This window comes from Candidatus Thiodictyon syntrophicum (genome assembly GCF_002813775.1).
Lineage (GTDB): Bacteria > Pseudomonadota > Gammaproteobacteria > Chromatiales > Chromatiaceae > Thiodictyon > Thiodictyon syntrophicum.
The window spans coordinates 3,853,067-3,867,126 of sequence record NZ_CP020370.1; the positions used below are offsets into that span (position 1 = coordinate 3,853,067).

A 14,060-nucleotide genomic window follows, 5' to 3' on the forward strand; every position below is an offset into this window, starting at 1 on the left:
GATTACGATTACGACAACGACAACGATTGTGCTTAACTTGTTCTTAACTCGTTACCTAATGGAGTTTCAGCACCTGCGGGGCAATCGATTGAACGATGACATTCGTCACCCCGGTGACCACGAACTGCATGCCGATCGAGGCCACGAGCAACCCCAGGACACGGGTCATGATGCTCAGGCCCACATCCCCGAGCAGGCGACGCAGCAGCCGCCCCGCCAGCAGAATCACGAAGGTCAGCGCGCAAATCCCGACGCTGACCAGCACCATCCCGATCAGCAGGGTATCGCTCTTGATGGCTCGGGCCTGGCCGGCATGGAGGATCAGATTGGCGATGACGCCTGGCCCGACCAGTAGCGGCATCGCGAATGGAACGACGATTCGCCGATAGACGGACTTGGCCTCCGCGACAGCGCCCAGCTCGGTCATCGCGACCAGGTCCTTGGCCGCCTTCCCCGGCTCAGCCGTGACGATCCTGATGCCGATCGACAGCAGCAGGATGCCCCCCGCCAGGCGAAACGAATCCAGCGTGATACCGAAAAAATCGATGATGGACGTGCCGGCCAGCAGAAACACCAGGATCAGCCCCAACACCGTCAATGCCACGAACAGCGCCAACCAGCGCTGGACCCCTGGACCCAGGCCCTCGGTATAGCCCATAAAGACCGGCAGCATACCCAATGGGTTGAGCAGCGCAAACAAGGTGGCGCCGAAGGTGGTGAGGATGGCGGTTTCGCCCATGGTCTGGATTACCTTTAGATCGCGCTGACCCCTGGACCTGGAAAGGGCCGCGCGGCTCGGCTGATGGTCTTTCTCGGGTCGCGCCGAGTCGGCGCCTCACTCACCGCCGCGCCACCAGGGATTGTCGCATGACGGCCGGGGGGCGTGGTGCGTCAGTGCAGCAGTTTGGCCCGCGGCAGGTGCAAGCGCAAATCCGCGCGCAGTCACCCACGCCCCTCCAAGTGCGCAGGACCCGCCGGCCTGCCATCGACCAGGCGCAGGCACAGGCCTGTCCCCAACCCCAAGGCGTTATCCAGGTGCATCATCGCCCCACCGTCTGAACAGTTCATGCTCGATCGCGAACTGGTCGAGGACCTTGCCTAGCGTCTGGTCCACCAGGTCCATGATCGTCGTGGGGCTGTGGTAGAAGGACGGCGCCGGGGGCAGGATGACGGCCCCCATCTCGGTGACCGCCGTCATGTGGCGCAGATGGCCCAGATGCAGCGGAGACTCTCGGGGGACCAGGACCAGTTTGCGACGCTCGCGCCCGTCAGGCCGACGATGAGCCGCTTCATGAGACCTGACTCCCCTGACGATTCATAAGTTGGACCCTCCCGGCAGTGTCATGCCGCACCGCCCCAGCCGCAGAGGTGGCGGCGATCAGCGCGCGGCAGCCGCCGATGTTGCGCCGCTTGCGCGCCTGGCGCGACGGCCACACTGCGGCCCGCTCGGCCGGTCGAGCCGACGCCAGGCCTCACAGGGTGTAACGCCGCACCGACCGCGACCACCTTAACCGCTACGCTTGCCTCTAAGCCACCTCGTCTGCGCAATACCGTGATACCCCTATGGACAATTCAGCCATGACCGCCAAGATCAGAGATGCAACTGAGCCGGCGCGTTGCAAGCGATGACAATTGTGAGACCGAAGTATGTCCTGTGGCTACTGGTTACGGTTGTGTTCGCGGCCTGGTACCTGGTCGATCCGCAGGCCAAGGGCAGCGACGACCAGGCCCCCTACCTGGCCGGGCTGGTCGCGGTCTGGCCGCTGCCAGCCCTCGACGCGCACCGGTCTCAGGCACGACGGTGATGGGTGCGCCCGGCTTGGTGCGCGGTCACCGCCCCCCGGCCGGGATCGCGCAGGCCCGCGTCACTAGATTATTGTTTATAAACTACTTTCCAGAACACTTGGGGCGCTGCCAAAAAATGTAAGGCTCCCACCCCACTTTCACGCTTGACTGAAGGCGCCGATCCGTCTTAAATACGGGGCTCGCAGCGCTGCATGGCTGGCTCCCAGCCTTCAGGATGCAACGCACGCTCGGCAGGCAGTTTTCCGCGCCCACGCCCAGGTAGCTCAGTTGGTAGAGCAGGGGACTGAAAATCCCCGTGTCGGTGGTTCGATTCCGCCCCTGGGCACCATAAGATGATAAAGATACGCCAACCCGAAAGGTTGGCGTTTTTTTTGCGTGTGTGCCCGGGTGAACTCGGGACTGAAGATCGAAGCCTGGGCGCGCGCCTCAGCCGCCGCCCCGGCTCCCCGGACCTTGCGCCAGGCGCATGCCGACGAGTTGTGCCACCACGACGGCGATATAGAACTGGCCGAACACCGTTTCGAGCATGGCGATGGCCGTCATGGGACCCCGTAACGGGGCTATGTCCCCATAGCCGACCGAGGTGATGGTGGCGAGACTAAAATAGAGGAACAGGCAGGTGCGCCCCCGCGGGTCGGCAAACTGACCCGCCAGGTCGGGACTGACGGCGAAGGAGTCCGCGATCAGGCCGCAGACCAAGAGCAACAGCAAGATCAGATAGCGGTGATCACGCAGGGTCTTGGTCCAGGCAGCGGCCGGGGCGCCGCCGGCCCGCGAGGGATGGCTCGCGCGGCGGGTTGATCCCGGCGTGACCAGCGGCGACCGGCGGCCCCGCAGGCACCGCGGTTTGCGATTCGCCGGCGCTCGCACCTGGTTCAGGCGGTCCCGAACAACCGCACGTAGTTCTCGTCCGGGTGCGTGAGGAACAACTGAAGGAGCGACTGGGCGAGCGCTTCCGCGAACTGGATATCCCCTTGCTCGTCGAGTGGCCCGACGGCCGCCGGGCAGCGCTGGTCTTCGTCGTCGAAGAAGAGACCGATCCGAAGCGCTTCTCCGTCCTGCGTCTGGCCCACTACTGCCTGGACATCGCCGAGTTACTCGATACTCGGCGCGTGGTTCCCGTCGTCGTCTTCCTGCGGGGCGGCCCGGCGGAGCGAAAGCTCGATCTCGGGGGCGACGAACAAACCTATCTGCGCTTCCGCTTTCTGTCGATCGAATTGTCGACCCTGCCCTACCGCGAGCATCGCGACAGCCGGAACATCGTCGTGCGGCTCAACCTACCCAATATGAACTACGCGCCGCAGGAAAGGGTGGAGGTCTATGCCGCGGCGGTGCGTGGGCTCGCCAGCCTGGAGCCGGACCCGGAGCGGCAACGCAAATACCTGGATTTCGTGGACATCTACGCCGACCTTGATGACCAGGAACGCAAGCGTTATGAACGTGAATACCCTGATGAGGTGCAAACGATGACGAGTTTCTCCGAACGCTTTGAGGCAAAGGGGCGGCAGCAAGGCGAGGCCGTGGCGCTGATGCGCGTCATGCGCCGCAAATTCGGTGAGTTGCCGGAACCGGCCCGGCAACGGATCGAAGCGGCCGACGCGCAAACCCTGCTCGAATGGATTGATCGGATATTTACGGCCGAAAGCATCGACGAGGTAATCCACTGATAAAGAAGCGGGGGCGTCCCGCCCCCGCGGGCGCGCCGGGGCGGGACGCCCCGGCTCCTCTTGCTCACCGCCCCGCCGCACCGGTCAGTGCGCCGCCAGCCGAATCGATGGCCGCGAGCAGTGCGTCGCGCCCCTCCCCGGCCGCCCGGATCAGGGCGAGCAGGGCCGCGCGACTGGGGGCAAAGGCGGGGGCCGTCTCGATGTAATGGCCGGTCCCGGCGAAGGTCCAACCCGGCTTGAAGTCGGCCGGCTGGGCGGCGACCAGGGCGCGCAGGTCGGCGAGGCGCCCGGGTAGCGCGGCGCTGGACTGGGGATCGGCGAGTCCGGCGAGTGCGGCGATCTCCAGCAGGCGCAAGGCGGATTCGGTCGCCGGCTCCGGCCGCTGGGCCGGGTCTGCGAGGGCGATCAGGGCGGCGAGCCGGTCTCGGGCCTCGGGGAGGCGGCCGGTGGTCAGGTGGGTCTCGGCGAAGTTCATCCGCGCGGACAGTTTGTCCGGGTGGCGTTGCAGCCAGGCGGCGGTGAGGTGGTAGGCGGCGGCGAAGTCGAACAATTTCTCGTGATACAGGGTCTGCGCGGCGTTATAGAGATCCGCATCATCCGGGTCCGCCCGCAACAAGTCCTTCAGGACACCGGCCATGCCGCGGGCATCCTCCAAGGTGGCGCAGGCCCTGAGCAGATTCTGCTGGGTCAGAGCCCATTGGGGCGCCATGTGCTCCAGGGTGAAGACGGTCAGCGCCTCCCGGTAGGCGGCGATCGCCACGGCGAGCAGCCGCCGGCCCTCCTCACCACCGGTGCGGGAGCCCTGCTGCTGGAGCGCGCGGCCGAGGTTGTTCTGAGTCATGGCCCAATCCTGGGGCAACGCCGCGCGGGCGTAGACACCCAGGGCCTCCCGGTAGGAAGCGACCGCCTCGGCGAGCAGCCGCCGACCCTCCTCGCCGTCGGTGCGGGTGCAGACGCCCAGTGCCTCCCGGGAGGTAGCGACCGACTCGGCGAGCAACCGCCAGCCCTCCTCGCCGTCGGTGCGAGTGCCCTGCGCCAGGAGCGCGACGCCGAGGTTGTTCTGGGTCGCGGCCCATTGCTGGGGCAGCTCCGCACGGCTTTGGACGCCTAGGGCCTCCCGGAAGGCGGCGACCGCCGCGGCGAGCAGCCGCCGCCCCGCGTCGCCGTCGGCGCGGATGCCCTGCTCCTTGAGCGCGACGCCGAGGTTGTTCTGGGTCATGGCCCACTCCAGGGGCAGTTCCGCACGGGTGTAGACGCCCAGGGCCTCCTGGTAGGCGACGACCGCCGCGGCCAGATGGCGCCTGGACTCGGTGCCCCCGAGCCGGATTCCGAGTTCCTGGTGGGCATCCGCGACCAGGACTGTCATCTCGGCCCAGGACCGCGGCGACTCCTCCTTGCGCACCGCCGCCAGCCCCTTTCCATAGGCATCCAGCGCCTCGTCGAAGCGGTACCCGGTGCCCGCGGCATCCCCGGCCAGCCGATAACCACGCAGGGTCTTCTCCAGCAGGTCCTGTTCGCGCGTGCGGTTGGCGGCCAGGCGCCCGGCATAGGCGTCGCCCGATTCCATGCCGCGGCTGAAGGCGTCCGCGAAGTTCTTACGGGCATAGGCGGCGAGTCCCAGCCGCCAGGGGTCGTCGGCGCGCGCCTCGGTCTGCGCGACCCAGCGGTCGATCTGCCCCTGGACCTCCGCGGGACCGAAGCCGTAGCGCCCGGACCAGTCGGCGATCAGGGCGGCGACGTCCGGGGGCGGACTCGGTGTCTTCCCGACGCCGGCCCCCTGTTCGGGCAGCCGGTCCTTGATCGCGGCGGCCGCCTTCTCGTGCAGTTCGGTGATCAGGGACTCGATGCGCTCGTCGGTCCGGAGCCGCTTGGACCCCTTGGGCAGCAGGCGCAACTCCACCACCCGGGCGGCCAGGTCGTCCGGGATGTCGACGCGGCCCTCCAGTGGATGGTCGATCACCCAGCCGTCCTTGCGCACCAAGAGTTGCACCTGCCGGCCGGCGACCTGGGCGGCGGTCAGTTCCAACAGGAAGACACCCAGGCTGTCGGTCGTGGCCGTGCGCCCGGTCTGGACTAGGGCCACGTCCACCGCGGGCGCGGGGTTCAAGTCACCCTGGGTTCCGACCGTCTGAACCAGTCCGTGGAGCAGCCGCTCCGCGGCCGGCACCGGCCAGGGGGCGAGCAGAATCAGCAGGACGAGCGTCAGGGCGAGCGGCGGGCGGGGGATGGCGTCCAAGAGTGTCTCCGCTGGTCGTGGGGTCGGGGAACCTGGTGCCAAAAAATACCGTCATTCTCGTTCCCGCGCTCCGCGTCACTGCCGTTGAGGCAAGCCGCGCTCGTCGACCGTGCGCCCTCCGACTGGAGTCCAAGGCTTCAGCCTTGGCGCCCTCCTCCAAGGCTGAAGCCTTGGACTCCAGGGGCTTCGGCCGACAGCGGCGACTTGGCCAGCCGCTGCGCCTGGAAACGAGAGCTAGTTGCATTACGGGAACTGCCAACGGGGATTCACTCCGGCCGCATGATGAAACTCAGGCGTCGGCTGCCGGTCAGGACATATTGACGGTGGGGCGCGAGCCCCGGGCCGGTGGCGATGAGTTGGACCTGCTGCTCTCCGCGGCCCGGCACCTCCAGGGTGAAGCGACCCAGCGCGTCGGTCTGGGTATGCAAGCCCTGTTCGGGCAGGGCGACAGTGACGCCGGGGATGGGCCGACCGGCGCCGTCCAGGATGGTCCCGGCCAACTCCGGATGAGGCCCGGCGCCAAACCAGACCCCGAGGCCGCCCAGGGCCAAGAGGATCGCCAGGGTCGCGATCAGCCGGAACCGCCAAGCCCGGAACCAAGGTCCCAACCTCGCCGGCCAGCCGCGGGCCGACGCCGGGGTCCCGGCCCCTCCGGGTGGCGCTGCGCCCGGCGCCCGCCCCTGGTCCAAGAGGCGCAGGCGCTCCAGAATGACCTCGGCGATCTCGGCCGACGAGCGCTTGCCGATCCAGACGGACCCATCAATAGAAAAGAGCCCGGGGATCGCCGTGTCATCCAGGCGCAACGGCATGACCGAGTCCGCCCGGCGGAGCTTGATCAGATCGCGCACGGCGCGCCACTCCAGCCCGCACCACTCCTTGCGCTCGTAGTCCGCGCAGAGCAAGACGGCGATCAGCTCGCAGTGGTCGTGGTAGAGGGACTGGAGATAGGTGTCCAGGTCCGAGCGGGCGAACTCGGCCTCGCACCAGGCGTCGTAGAGGACCGCCTGGCGTCCCAGGTCCGTGGCCAGCCGCTCCGCGACGCGGGCGACAAAGGGGCGCTGCTCGCCGGGGAAGGAGAGTGCAACGCGGAAGCGCTTGGACGACTCCAGGGTCAAGCGGCCCCGAACAATCGAAGGTAGTTCTCGCTGGTGGCCCGCGCCAAATCCTCCACCGCCATCCCCCGCTCCGCGGCGATGCAGGCGGCGACCAGCGGCACGAAGCGGGGCTGGTTGGACTTGCCGCGATGGGGCACCGGGGCGAGATAGGGCGCGTCGGTCTCGATCAGGAGTCGGTCCAGGGGGACCTGGCGCGCGGCCTCGCGCAGGGCGACGGCCGTCTTGAAGGTAACGATGCCGGAGAAGGAGACATAGAGGCCCAGGTCGAGCCCCCGGCGGGCCGTCTCCCAGTCCTCGGTGAAGCAGTGCAGCACGCCGCCCACGGCGTCCGCGCCCTCCTCACGCAGGATGCGGATACAGTCCTCGCGGGCATCGCGCATATGGATGATCAGTGGCTTGGCGCAGGTGCGGGCGGCGGCGATGTGGGTGCGCAAGCGCTCACGCTGCCATTCCAGGTCCCCCTCGCTGCGGAAATAGTCGAGCCCGGTCTCCCCGATGCCCACCACGCGCGGGTCCGCGGCCAAGGCGACCAGGTCCGCGACGCTCGGCTCGGGGCCACCCGTCTCGTTGGGGTGGACGCCCACGGACACCGCCACCCAGGAGTAGGGCTCCACCAGGGCCCGCATGGCGGGGTAGGCGACCAGATCGATGCAGGCACAGAGGATGCGGTCGACCCCGGCCTCCCGGGTCGCGGTCATCAGGCGGGCGAAGTCACCCTGGTAAGGGGTCAGGTCGACGCGATCGAGGTGGCAGTGGGAGTCGGTGAACATGTGGTCGGTGGCCAGTGGTGAGTGGGTTGTTGCTTCGCATTGAAGCGCCATTGTCGTTGTCGTTGTCGTTGTCGTTGTCGAGTTTATCGTAGCGCCCCGGATTCTCTCGCACCCCAAAGTGCATCGCTTCTCCGATTACGATTACGACAACGACAACGACAACGATACTGACCACTCCCTACATGGTATGCGTCGGCCGCTCGGAACTCAGGACACCGACCAGATACTCCTCGATCTTGCGGCGGGCCACGCCCTTGTCCTGCTCGCTGAACTGGACCCCGACCCCAACCGCCCGGTTGCCCTCGGCGCCGGGTGGGGTGACCCAGATCACCTTGCCGGCCACCGGGATACGGTCGGGTTCGTCCATCAACTGCAGCAGCAGGAAGATCTCATCGCCCAATTGGTAGCGCTTGGTGGTCGGGATGAAGAGTCCGCCGTTGCGGATAAAGGGCATGAAGGAGGCATAGAGGGCGGCCTTGTCCTTGATCGCGAAGCTCAGTATGCGCTGCTGGCCGCCGATCGCGCCGCCCGGGACGCCCGTCGCGATCCCGCTCGGAGTAAGGGGGGTACTCATCACTTAGTCTCCTTAAGGTTTAATCGACGCTGACCGACCCGCGCCCATTCGATCAGGAGCGACTCCAACTGCATCAGCGCATTGATGGTGCTCTCCAGCAGCCCCCTGGCCGCGAAGACCCGCCGCAGCAGCCGCTGGGCCGCACCGGGGTCGACGTAGGCGGCGAATGCGGCAAGCGCAGGCGCCAACCCCGGGTCCGCGAGGCGCGGCGGCGCGGGTGAGGCCATCAGGCGCAGCAGGTCACAGAGACAATCCGCCAGGCAGTCCAATGATAGCCGCGCGCCCGCCGCGCTCCAAGCCACGGCGGCGGCCACCGGGTCCAGTTCACCCCGGCCGATGCCGATGAAGCTGCGCACCAGGGTATCGCGGCTATCGAGGGTCGCCTGATCGAACTCCTCCAGGGCCCGCAGGGGGGCGCCATAGGCCAGGCGCAGACGGGGTGCCGCGGCCTCGCCAAGCAAAGGAGTCAGCCAGGCAAGGGCCTGGTCGGACGGCGGTACCGCCAGCTTGAGCAATTGGCAGCGGCTGCGGATCGTCGCCGGGAGCCGACCGGGCTGTTCAGCGATCAGCATCAGCAGGGTGTTGCCCGCGGGCTCCTCCAGGGTCTTCAAGAGCGCATTGGCGGCGGCGGCGTTCATCCGGTCCGCCGGGTCGATCAGGATCACCTTGCGCGCCCCGCGCACCGGGGTGAGGACCGCGCGTTCGGTCAGCTCACGGATGGCATCGATGGGTATCTCCCCGGACTTGGACTCGGGATCGGGCGCCACGCGCGCCAGATCGGGGTGACTCCCGGCGGCGCTGAGGCGGCAGTCCGCGCAGACGCCGCAGGCCAGACCGTCCGGGCGCGGCGTCGGACACAGGAGCGCGCGGGCGAACAGGGTGGCCAGGCGCCGCTTGCCCAAGCCCCGCGCACCGACCACCAACAGCGCATGGGGCAGCCGATCCGCCGCCTGCGCCTGCCGCAGCCGCGCCCAGGCCGGTTCCAGCCAGGGCAGCAGTTCGCCATCGGCAGAGACTTTGGTAAGGGGGTCAGTCATCATTTGCGGACAAATAATCTTCTCTCGACTCCACGAACTCGCCGATGATTCGAGTCACGGCGGCAGTCACCTCGCCTAAGGGCCGGGTCGCGTCCAGCACCCGATAGCGCTGCGGGCAGGCGGCGGCGCGCCCGCGATAGACGGCGCGGGCGGCCGCGAAAAAGCCCAGCCGCTCGGCCTCGAAACGGTCCGGCTCACCCCGCCTCCGCGCCCGCGCCAGGCCGAGTTCCGGGGGCAGATCGAAGAGGAGCGTGAGATCCGGGCGCAGGTCTCCCTGGACCAGGTCCTCGAGCGCCGCGATGCGCGCCTGGGCGATCCCGCGGCCCCCGCCCTGATAGGCGTAGGTGGCATCGGTGAAGCGGTCGCACAGTACCCAGGTGCCCGCGGCCAGGGCGGGCTCGATGACCTGGGCCAGGTGCTCGGCGCGGGCGGCGAAGACCAGCAACAGTTCCGTCGTCCCGCCCATGCCCGTATTGGCCCGATCCAGCAGCAGGGCGCGGATGCGCTCGGCGATCGGCGAGCCCCCGGGCTCACGGGTCGTGACGACGCCGCGCCCGCGCGCCCGCAGCCAGTCCGCCAGGGGGGCAATCTGGGAGGACTTGCCGGCCCCCTCGATCCCCTCGAAGGTGATGAATCGTCCGCGCTCGGTCATCCTAATACATTTTCATAAATAATGTTTTTCGCGTAACGACCCCAACGGGGTCGCACATACCAGCCCAGGGCAACGCCCTGGGGATGGGGTATTGTAGAGTTCAGCCCTGAAAGGGCGTGACATAACGGCGTGGCTCCTTATGTCACGCCCTTTCAGGGCTAGGCCGAATAAACAACGCTATCCCAGGGCGTTGCCCTGGGCTGGTATATCGCGCCCCTGCGGGGCTTGAGCAGCCTTTTCGCGCCATTGTCGTTGTCGTTGTCGTTGTCGTTGTCGTAATCGAGGTTATCGTAACGCCCCGGATTCTTTCGCACCCATATTTTCTTCGCGTCTCCGATTACGATTACGACAACGGCAACGACTGCGTTTGTGCTTAACTCGTTCTCGACTCGTTACTTATGGAGTTGAAACTCACTCACGGCCCGGTTGTGGCCCTCCAGGGTCGCGGAGAAGACATGCCCGCCGTCGCCCCGCGCCACGAAATAGAGACTGTCGCCGTCTGCCGGATGCAGGGCGGCGTTGATCGCCGCCCGCCCGGGGAGCGCAATCGGGGTCGGCGGCAGCCCGGCGATGACATAGGTGTTGTAGGGGGTCGCCTCGCGCAGATCGGCGCGGCGCAGATTGCCGTCGAAGCGCGCACCCATCCCATAGATCACGGTGGGGTCGGTCTGGAGCCGCATCCCGGCGCGCAGCCGCCGCACGAAGACCCCGGCGATCTGCGGGCGTTCGGCGGCGAGACCGGTCTCCTTCTCGATGATCGAGGCCAGGATCAGGGCCTCGTCGGGGGACTTCAGCGGCAGGCCCGCGGCCCGCTCCTGCCACTCCTGCGCCAGCACCGCCTCCATGCGCCCGTAGGCGCGCCGCAGGACCTCGAGCCCGGTGGTGTGCCGCGGGAAGTTGTAGGTGTCCGGGAAGAAGCGCCCTTCCGGGTGCTCCCCGGGGTGGCCCAGGGCGGCCATCAGGGACTCGTCGGACCGATCGGCCAGATCGGTGCCGAAGCGGCCATTGGCGAGGATCGCCGCCACCGCCTGGCGGAAGGTCCAACCCTCCACCAGGACGATGGGATATTGGATCACCCGCCCGGAGACGAATCGATCGAGGACCTCTCCCGGACTCAGGCCCCGCGTCAGCTCGAACTCACCGGCCTTGAGGCGGGCGCCGTCGCCGCGCTGATAGGCGAGCAGCAACAGATAGTAGGGGTGGCGGATCAGACCGCGGGCGGTCAGGGTCGCGGCGACCTGACGCAAGCCGCTGCCGCGCTCGACCGCGACGACCATGGTCGGTTCGGCCATCCGCACCGGGGTCGCGGTGAAGCGCTGATAGTCCAGCCAAACGCCCCCCGCCAGGGTTCCCAGGCCGAGCAGGAGCAACAACAGTACACGGACGATCATGGCGTCGGCCACTCCGCGGTCTGCGCCGCCTGGGCGACGGCCTTGAGCAAGCCCCAGGGCAGGAGCCCCGGGTCGTAGTCACGTCCGTCCAACCGGCGAACCGGCCAGACCCCGATCAGGGCGTTGGTAAGAAACAGACCGCGGGCCGCGTTCAGGTCCGCGGGCCTGAGATCCCGCTCCCGGCAAGCGATCCCCAGACCGGCCGCCAGTTCCAGGGTCAGTGCGCGTACGGTACCCGCGATCCCGGCACGGTCCAGGAGTGGCGTGTCCAGGGTCGTGCCGGTCCAGAGGAAGAGGTTGCTCATGGTCCCGCCGACGACCTGCCCGTCGTCGCGCAGCATCAGCCCCTCCGCAATCTCCGGGTCGGTCCATTCGGCGCGCGCGAGTACGTTATCCAGGCGGTTGAGATGCTTGATCCCGGCCAGTGAGCGGTTCTCGGAGGCGCGGGTCAGACAATAGCGCACCGACAGGCCCCGCGTATAGCAGTCCGGCGGCCAGACGGGCAAGGGATAGACGAGCAAGGCACGGCGAGGTTGTGGCTGCGCGGGTGGACGATAGCCGCGCCCGCCCGTCCCCCGGGTGATCAGGACCTTGAGGACTCCCGCGTCGAGCCCCTCGATCAGGGGGCGGGCTTCTCCCTCCAGGCACCGGGCCGACGGGACCGGGATCCCCAGACGGCCGCAGCCCAGTGCCAATCGCGCGAGGTGCCTGGACCACTGACAGGGCGCCCCGTTCCTGATCAGGACGGTCTCGAACAGACCGTCACCGTAGCCGATCCCGCGATCCCAGACCGGCACCAGGCCCGTCTGCACGCCATCGATCAGGACCCGCAGCGGCGCTGCTTCACCCGCAGCGCCGACGACAGCCCCAGCGCCGCGGAGCGCGGTTCCCGATACCATGTCGAGCATCACCCTGGGCTTGAGAAATGGACAGGATTAACAGGATTTCTCAGGATTAACAGGATCTGTTGTTGATGCGCGTCGCACCCGATCTATCCTGTCAATCCTGCAAAATCCTGTTAATCCTGTCTAATCTTGGCTCTTGCTCGATCTCCAGCCCGGTATCGCAAGTTCCGCTTCGCGGTACCACCCCTGAGCGCGGGACCACCTGCGACCCAGGCCTGATTCCGGCTGCGCGCTAGGGACGACGGAAGATCAGGGTCCCGTTGGTCCCGCCGAAGCCGAAGGAGTTGGTCAGGGCCACGTCGATGCGCATCTCGCGCGCCGTGTTCGGGACGTAGTCGAGATCGCAGTCCGGATCGGGGGTCTCGTAGTTGATGGTCGGCGGGGCCACCTGATCGCGCAGCGCCAGGATGGTGAAGATGGCCTCGGCCCCCCCGGCAGCGCCCAGCATGTGCCCGGTCATGGACTTGGTCGAACTGACCGGGACCTTGTAGGCCAAGTCGCCGAAGGTCCGCTTGATCGCCATGGTCTCGGCCGCGTCACCCGCGGGGGTGGAGGTGCCGTGGGCGTTGATGTAACCGATCTGATCCAGGTTGACGCCGGCATCGCTCATGGCGAGCAACATGCAGTCGGAGGCGCCGGCGCCGTCCTCCGAGGGGGCAGTCATGTGATAGGCATCGGAATTCATGCCGACCCCGATCAACTCCGCGTAGATCGGCGCCCCCCGGGCCACCGCCCGCTCGTACTCCTCCAGCACGACCACGCCGGCCCCGTCGCTGAGCACGAAACCGTCCCGGTCCTTATCGAACGGCCGGCTGGCGCGCTCCGGGTCCTCGTTGCGCGTGGACAGCGCCCGGGCCGCGGCGAAACCGCCCAAGCCGACCGGGGAGGTTGCCATCTCGGCCCCGCCCGCGATCATCACGTCCACATAGCCGTGGCGGATCATGATCGCCGCCTCACCGATGTTGTGGCTGCCGGTACTGCACGCGGACACGATCGAGTAGTTCGGCCCCTTGAGCCCGAACTTGATCGAGATGTCCCCTGCAACCATGTTGATGATGTTGGCCGGCACGAAGAACGGCGAGATGCGGCGCGGCCCCTTGGTGCGATACGCCTCGTAGTTGTTCTCGATCCCGGTGATGCCGCCGATGCCGGAGCCGATCGCCACCCCGATGCGCCGACAGTTGGACTCATCGATCTCAAGACCCGAGTCGGCGATGGCCTGGCAACCTGCCGCCATCCCGTAGTGGATGAACTTGTCCATCTTGCGGGAGTCCTTCTCCGAGACATAGATGGTCGGATCGAAACCGTAGATCGGACCGCCGAAGCGGGTACTGAACGGCCCCACGTCGAAGTGGGTGATCGACTTGATTCCGCTCCTGCCGGCCAGGATGCTTTCCCAGGACGATTTTACGTCCAAACCTACCGGCGCCACCAAACCCAGTCCGGTGACCACGACCCTTCTGACTGTCATTACCTACCCCTCTCGCTCGGAATGACCCGACGGGCAAGCGCCGCACGTGACGTCCGTATCGCCGGGCGGCGGCCGTTCCGTCCTCGAAGCAGCGCGCCTCAGCCTAGGTGCTCGTTGATGTAGTTGATCGCCTGCTGGACGGTGGTTATCTTCTCGGCATCCTCGTCGGGAATTTCGGTCTCGAACTCCTCCTCCAGCGCCATCACCAGTTCGACGGTGTCGAGGGAATCCGCGCCGAGGTCATCGACGAAGGAGGCCTCCAGGGTCACCTCATCTTCCTTGACGCCCAACTGCTCGACGACGATCTTCTTAACTCGTTCTTCAACGCTGCTCATGAGTCTGCAACCTCCAGATGAAAAAGCGACCCGGGCTGGGCCAGGCGGTATTCTAGTGACAATCGAGGGGCGATGAAAGCCGTTAACGGGGGTTATGCCCC

Annotated in this window: 15 protein-coding genes and 1 tRNA gene; 3 read left to right on the forward strand and 13 right to left on the reverse strand. The window is 67.2% G+C overall.

The features are described 5' to 3' along the window. Positions 1-55 precede the first annotated feature (55 nt). Both THSYN_RS16120 and THSYN_RS37005 read right to left on the reverse strand, forming a co-directional pair. Positions 56-739, reverse strand: coding sequence for a MarC family protein (locus THSYN_RS16120; protein ID WP_100920041.1), 684 nt, complete (start codon positions 737-739; stop codon positions 56-58). A 288-nt stretch (positions 740-1,027) separates the two neighbouring features. Next, positions 1,028-1,315, reverse strand: coding sequence for a flavoprotein (locus THSYN_RS37005; protein WP_335582518.1), 288 nt, complete (start codon positions 1,313-1,315; stop codon positions 1,028-1,030). Positions 1,316-1,634: 319 nt separating this feature from the next. Between THSYN_RS37005 and THSYN_RS33980 the strand changes: the two genes are divergently transcribed. Both THSYN_RS33980 and THSYN_RS16130 read left to right on the forward strand, forming a co-directional pair. Continuing rightward, complete coding sequence (locus THSYN_RS33980; protein ID WP_157817726.1) at positions 1,635-1,805, forward strand: hypothetical protein; 171 nt, start codon at positions 1,635-1,637, stop codon at positions 1,803-1,805. A 253-nt stretch (positions 1,806-2,058) separates the two neighbouring features. Beyond that, positions 2,059-2,134 (forward strand) — tRNA-Phe (locus THSYN_RS16130). A 98-nt stretch (positions 2,135-2,232) separates the two neighbouring features. Here THSYN_RS16130 and THSYN_RS33985 read toward each other — a convergent pair. Further along, a complete protein-coding gene (locus tag THSYN_RS33985) occupies positions 2,233-2,511 on the reverse strand; it encodes an ion channel (RefSeq protein WP_157817727.1) in 279 nt (92 codons plus the stop codon). Between the two features lie 269 nt (positions 2,512-2,780). On the opposite strand from THSYN_RS33985, the gene THSYN_RS16140 reads away from it, so the two are divergent. After that, positions 2,781-3,473 (forward strand): RpnC/YadD family protein, encoded by a 693-nt coding sequence (locus THSYN_RS16140; protein ID WP_157817728.1) that lies wholly within the window; start codon positions 2,781-2,783, stop codon positions 3,471-3,473. A gap of 64 nt (positions 3,474-3,537) precedes the next feature. Here the strand turns inward: THSYN_RS16140 and THSYN_RS16145 are convergent, their stop codons facing one another. From THSYN_RS16145 to acpP, 10 genes are all read right to left on the reverse strand, one after another. After that, positions 3,538-5,709 carry a tetratricopeptide repeat protein gene (locus THSYN_RS16145; RefSeq protein ID WP_100920044.1) on the reverse strand — a complete coding sequence of 724 codons (2,172 nt, stop codon included), beginning with the start codon at positions 5,707-5,709 and terminating at the stop codon, positions 3,538-3,540. Between the two features lie 266 nt (positions 5,710-5,975). Beyond that, a complete protein-coding gene (locus tag THSYN_RS34950) occupies positions 5,976-6,824 on the reverse strand; it encodes a toll/interleukin-1 receptor domain-containing protein (RefSeq protein ID WP_100920045.1) in 849 nt (282 codons plus the stop codon). Beyond that, a complete protein-coding gene (locus THSYN_RS16155) occupies positions 6,821-7,594 on the reverse strand; it encodes a TatD family hydrolase (protein WP_100920046.1) in 774 nt (257 codons plus the stop codon). Before THSYN_RS16155 ends, THSYN_RS34950 begins: the two co-directional genes overlap by 4 nt. Positions 7,595-7,772: 178 nt before the next feature. Next, complete coding sequence (locus THSYN_RS16160; RefSeq protein ID WP_172965297.1) at positions 7,773-8,168, reverse strand: PilZ domain-containing protein; 396 nt, start codon at positions 8,166-8,168, stop codon at positions 7,773-7,775. Then, complete coding sequence (holB, locus tag THSYN_RS16165; protein ID WP_236848579.1) at positions 8,168-9,208, reverse strand: DNA polymerase III subunit delta'; 1,041 nt, start codon at positions 9,206-9,208, stop codon at positions 8,168-8,170. The genes THSYN_RS16160 and holB overlap by 1 nt, the downstream gene beginning before the upstream one ends. Continuing rightward, positions 9,198-9,857, reverse strand: coding sequence for a dTMP kinase (tmk, locus tag THSYN_RS16170; protein WP_100920048.1), 660 nt, complete (start codon positions 9,855-9,857; stop codon positions 9,198-9,200). Before tmk ends, holB begins: the two co-directional genes overlap by 11 nt. Positions 9,858-10,249: 392 nt before the next feature. After that, the gene (gene mltG, locus THSYN_RS16175; RefSeq protein WP_100922456.1) at positions 10,250-11,248 is read right to left on the reverse strand and encodes an endolytic transglycosylase MltG; all 999 of its coding nucleotides are present in this window, start codon (positions 11,246-11,248) and stop codon (positions 10,250-10,252) included. Further along, a complete protein-coding gene (gene pabC, locus THSYN_RS16180; protein WP_100922457.1) occupies positions 11,245-12,147 on the reverse strand; it encodes an aminodeoxychorismate lyase in 903 nt (300 codons plus the stop codon). Before pabC ends, mltG begins: the two co-directional genes overlap by 4 nt. 238 nt (positions 12,148-12,385) lie before the next feature. Beyond that, positions 12,386-13,624 (reverse strand): beta-ketoacyl-ACP synthase II, encoded by a 1,239-nt coding sequence (gene fabF, locus THSYN_RS16185; RefSeq protein ID WP_100920049.1) that lies wholly within the window; start codon positions 13,622-13,624, stop codon positions 12,386-12,388. Between the two features lie 98 nt (positions 13,625-13,722). Beyond that, positions 13,723-13,959 carry an acyl carrier protein gene (gene acpP / locus THSYN_RS16190; protein WP_100920050.1) on the reverse strand — a complete coding sequence of 79 codons (237 nt, stop codon included), beginning with the start codon at positions 13,957-13,959 and terminating at the stop codon, positions 13,723-13,725. Positions 13,960-14,060 lie beyond the last annotated feature (101 nt).

Bases quoted from the DNA above. Each gene is read 5' to 3' on its own strand.
- THSYN_RS16120 (WP_100920041.1), bottom strand. From the start codon at position 739: ATGGGCGAAACCGCCATCCTCACCACCTTCGGCGCCACCTTGTTTGCG.
- THSYN_RS16155 (WP_100920046.1), bottom strand. From the start codon at position 7,594: ATGTTCACCGACTCCCACTGCCACCTCGATCGCGTCGACCTGACCCCT.
- THSYN_RS16160 (WP_172965297.1), bottom strand. From the start codon at position 8,168: ATGAGTACCCCCCTTACTCCGAGCGGGATCGCGACGGGCGTCCCGGGC.
- holB (WP_236848579.1), bottom strand. From the start codon at position 9,208: ATGATGACTGACCCCCTTACCAAAGTCTCTGCCGATGGCGAACTGCTG.
- tmk (WP_100920048.1), bottom strand. From the start codon at position 9,857: ATGACCGAGCGCGGACGATTCATCACCTTCGAGGGGATCGAGGGGGCC.
- mltG (WP_100922456.1), bottom strand. From the start codon at position 11,248: ATGATCGTCCGTGTACTGTTGTTGCTCCTGCTCGGCCTGGGAACCCTG.
- pabC (WP_100922457.1), bottom strand. From the start codon at position 12,147: ATGGTATCGGGAACCGCGCTCCGCGGCGCTGGGGCTGTCGTCGGCGCT.
- fabF (WP_100920049.1), bottom strand. From the start codon at position 13,624: ATGACAGTCAGAAGGGTCGTGGTCACCGGACTGGGTTTGGTGGCGCCG.
- acpP (WP_100920050.1), bottom strand. From the start codon at position 13,959: ATGAGCAGCGTTGAAGAACGAGTTAAGAAGATCGTCGTCGAGCAGTTG.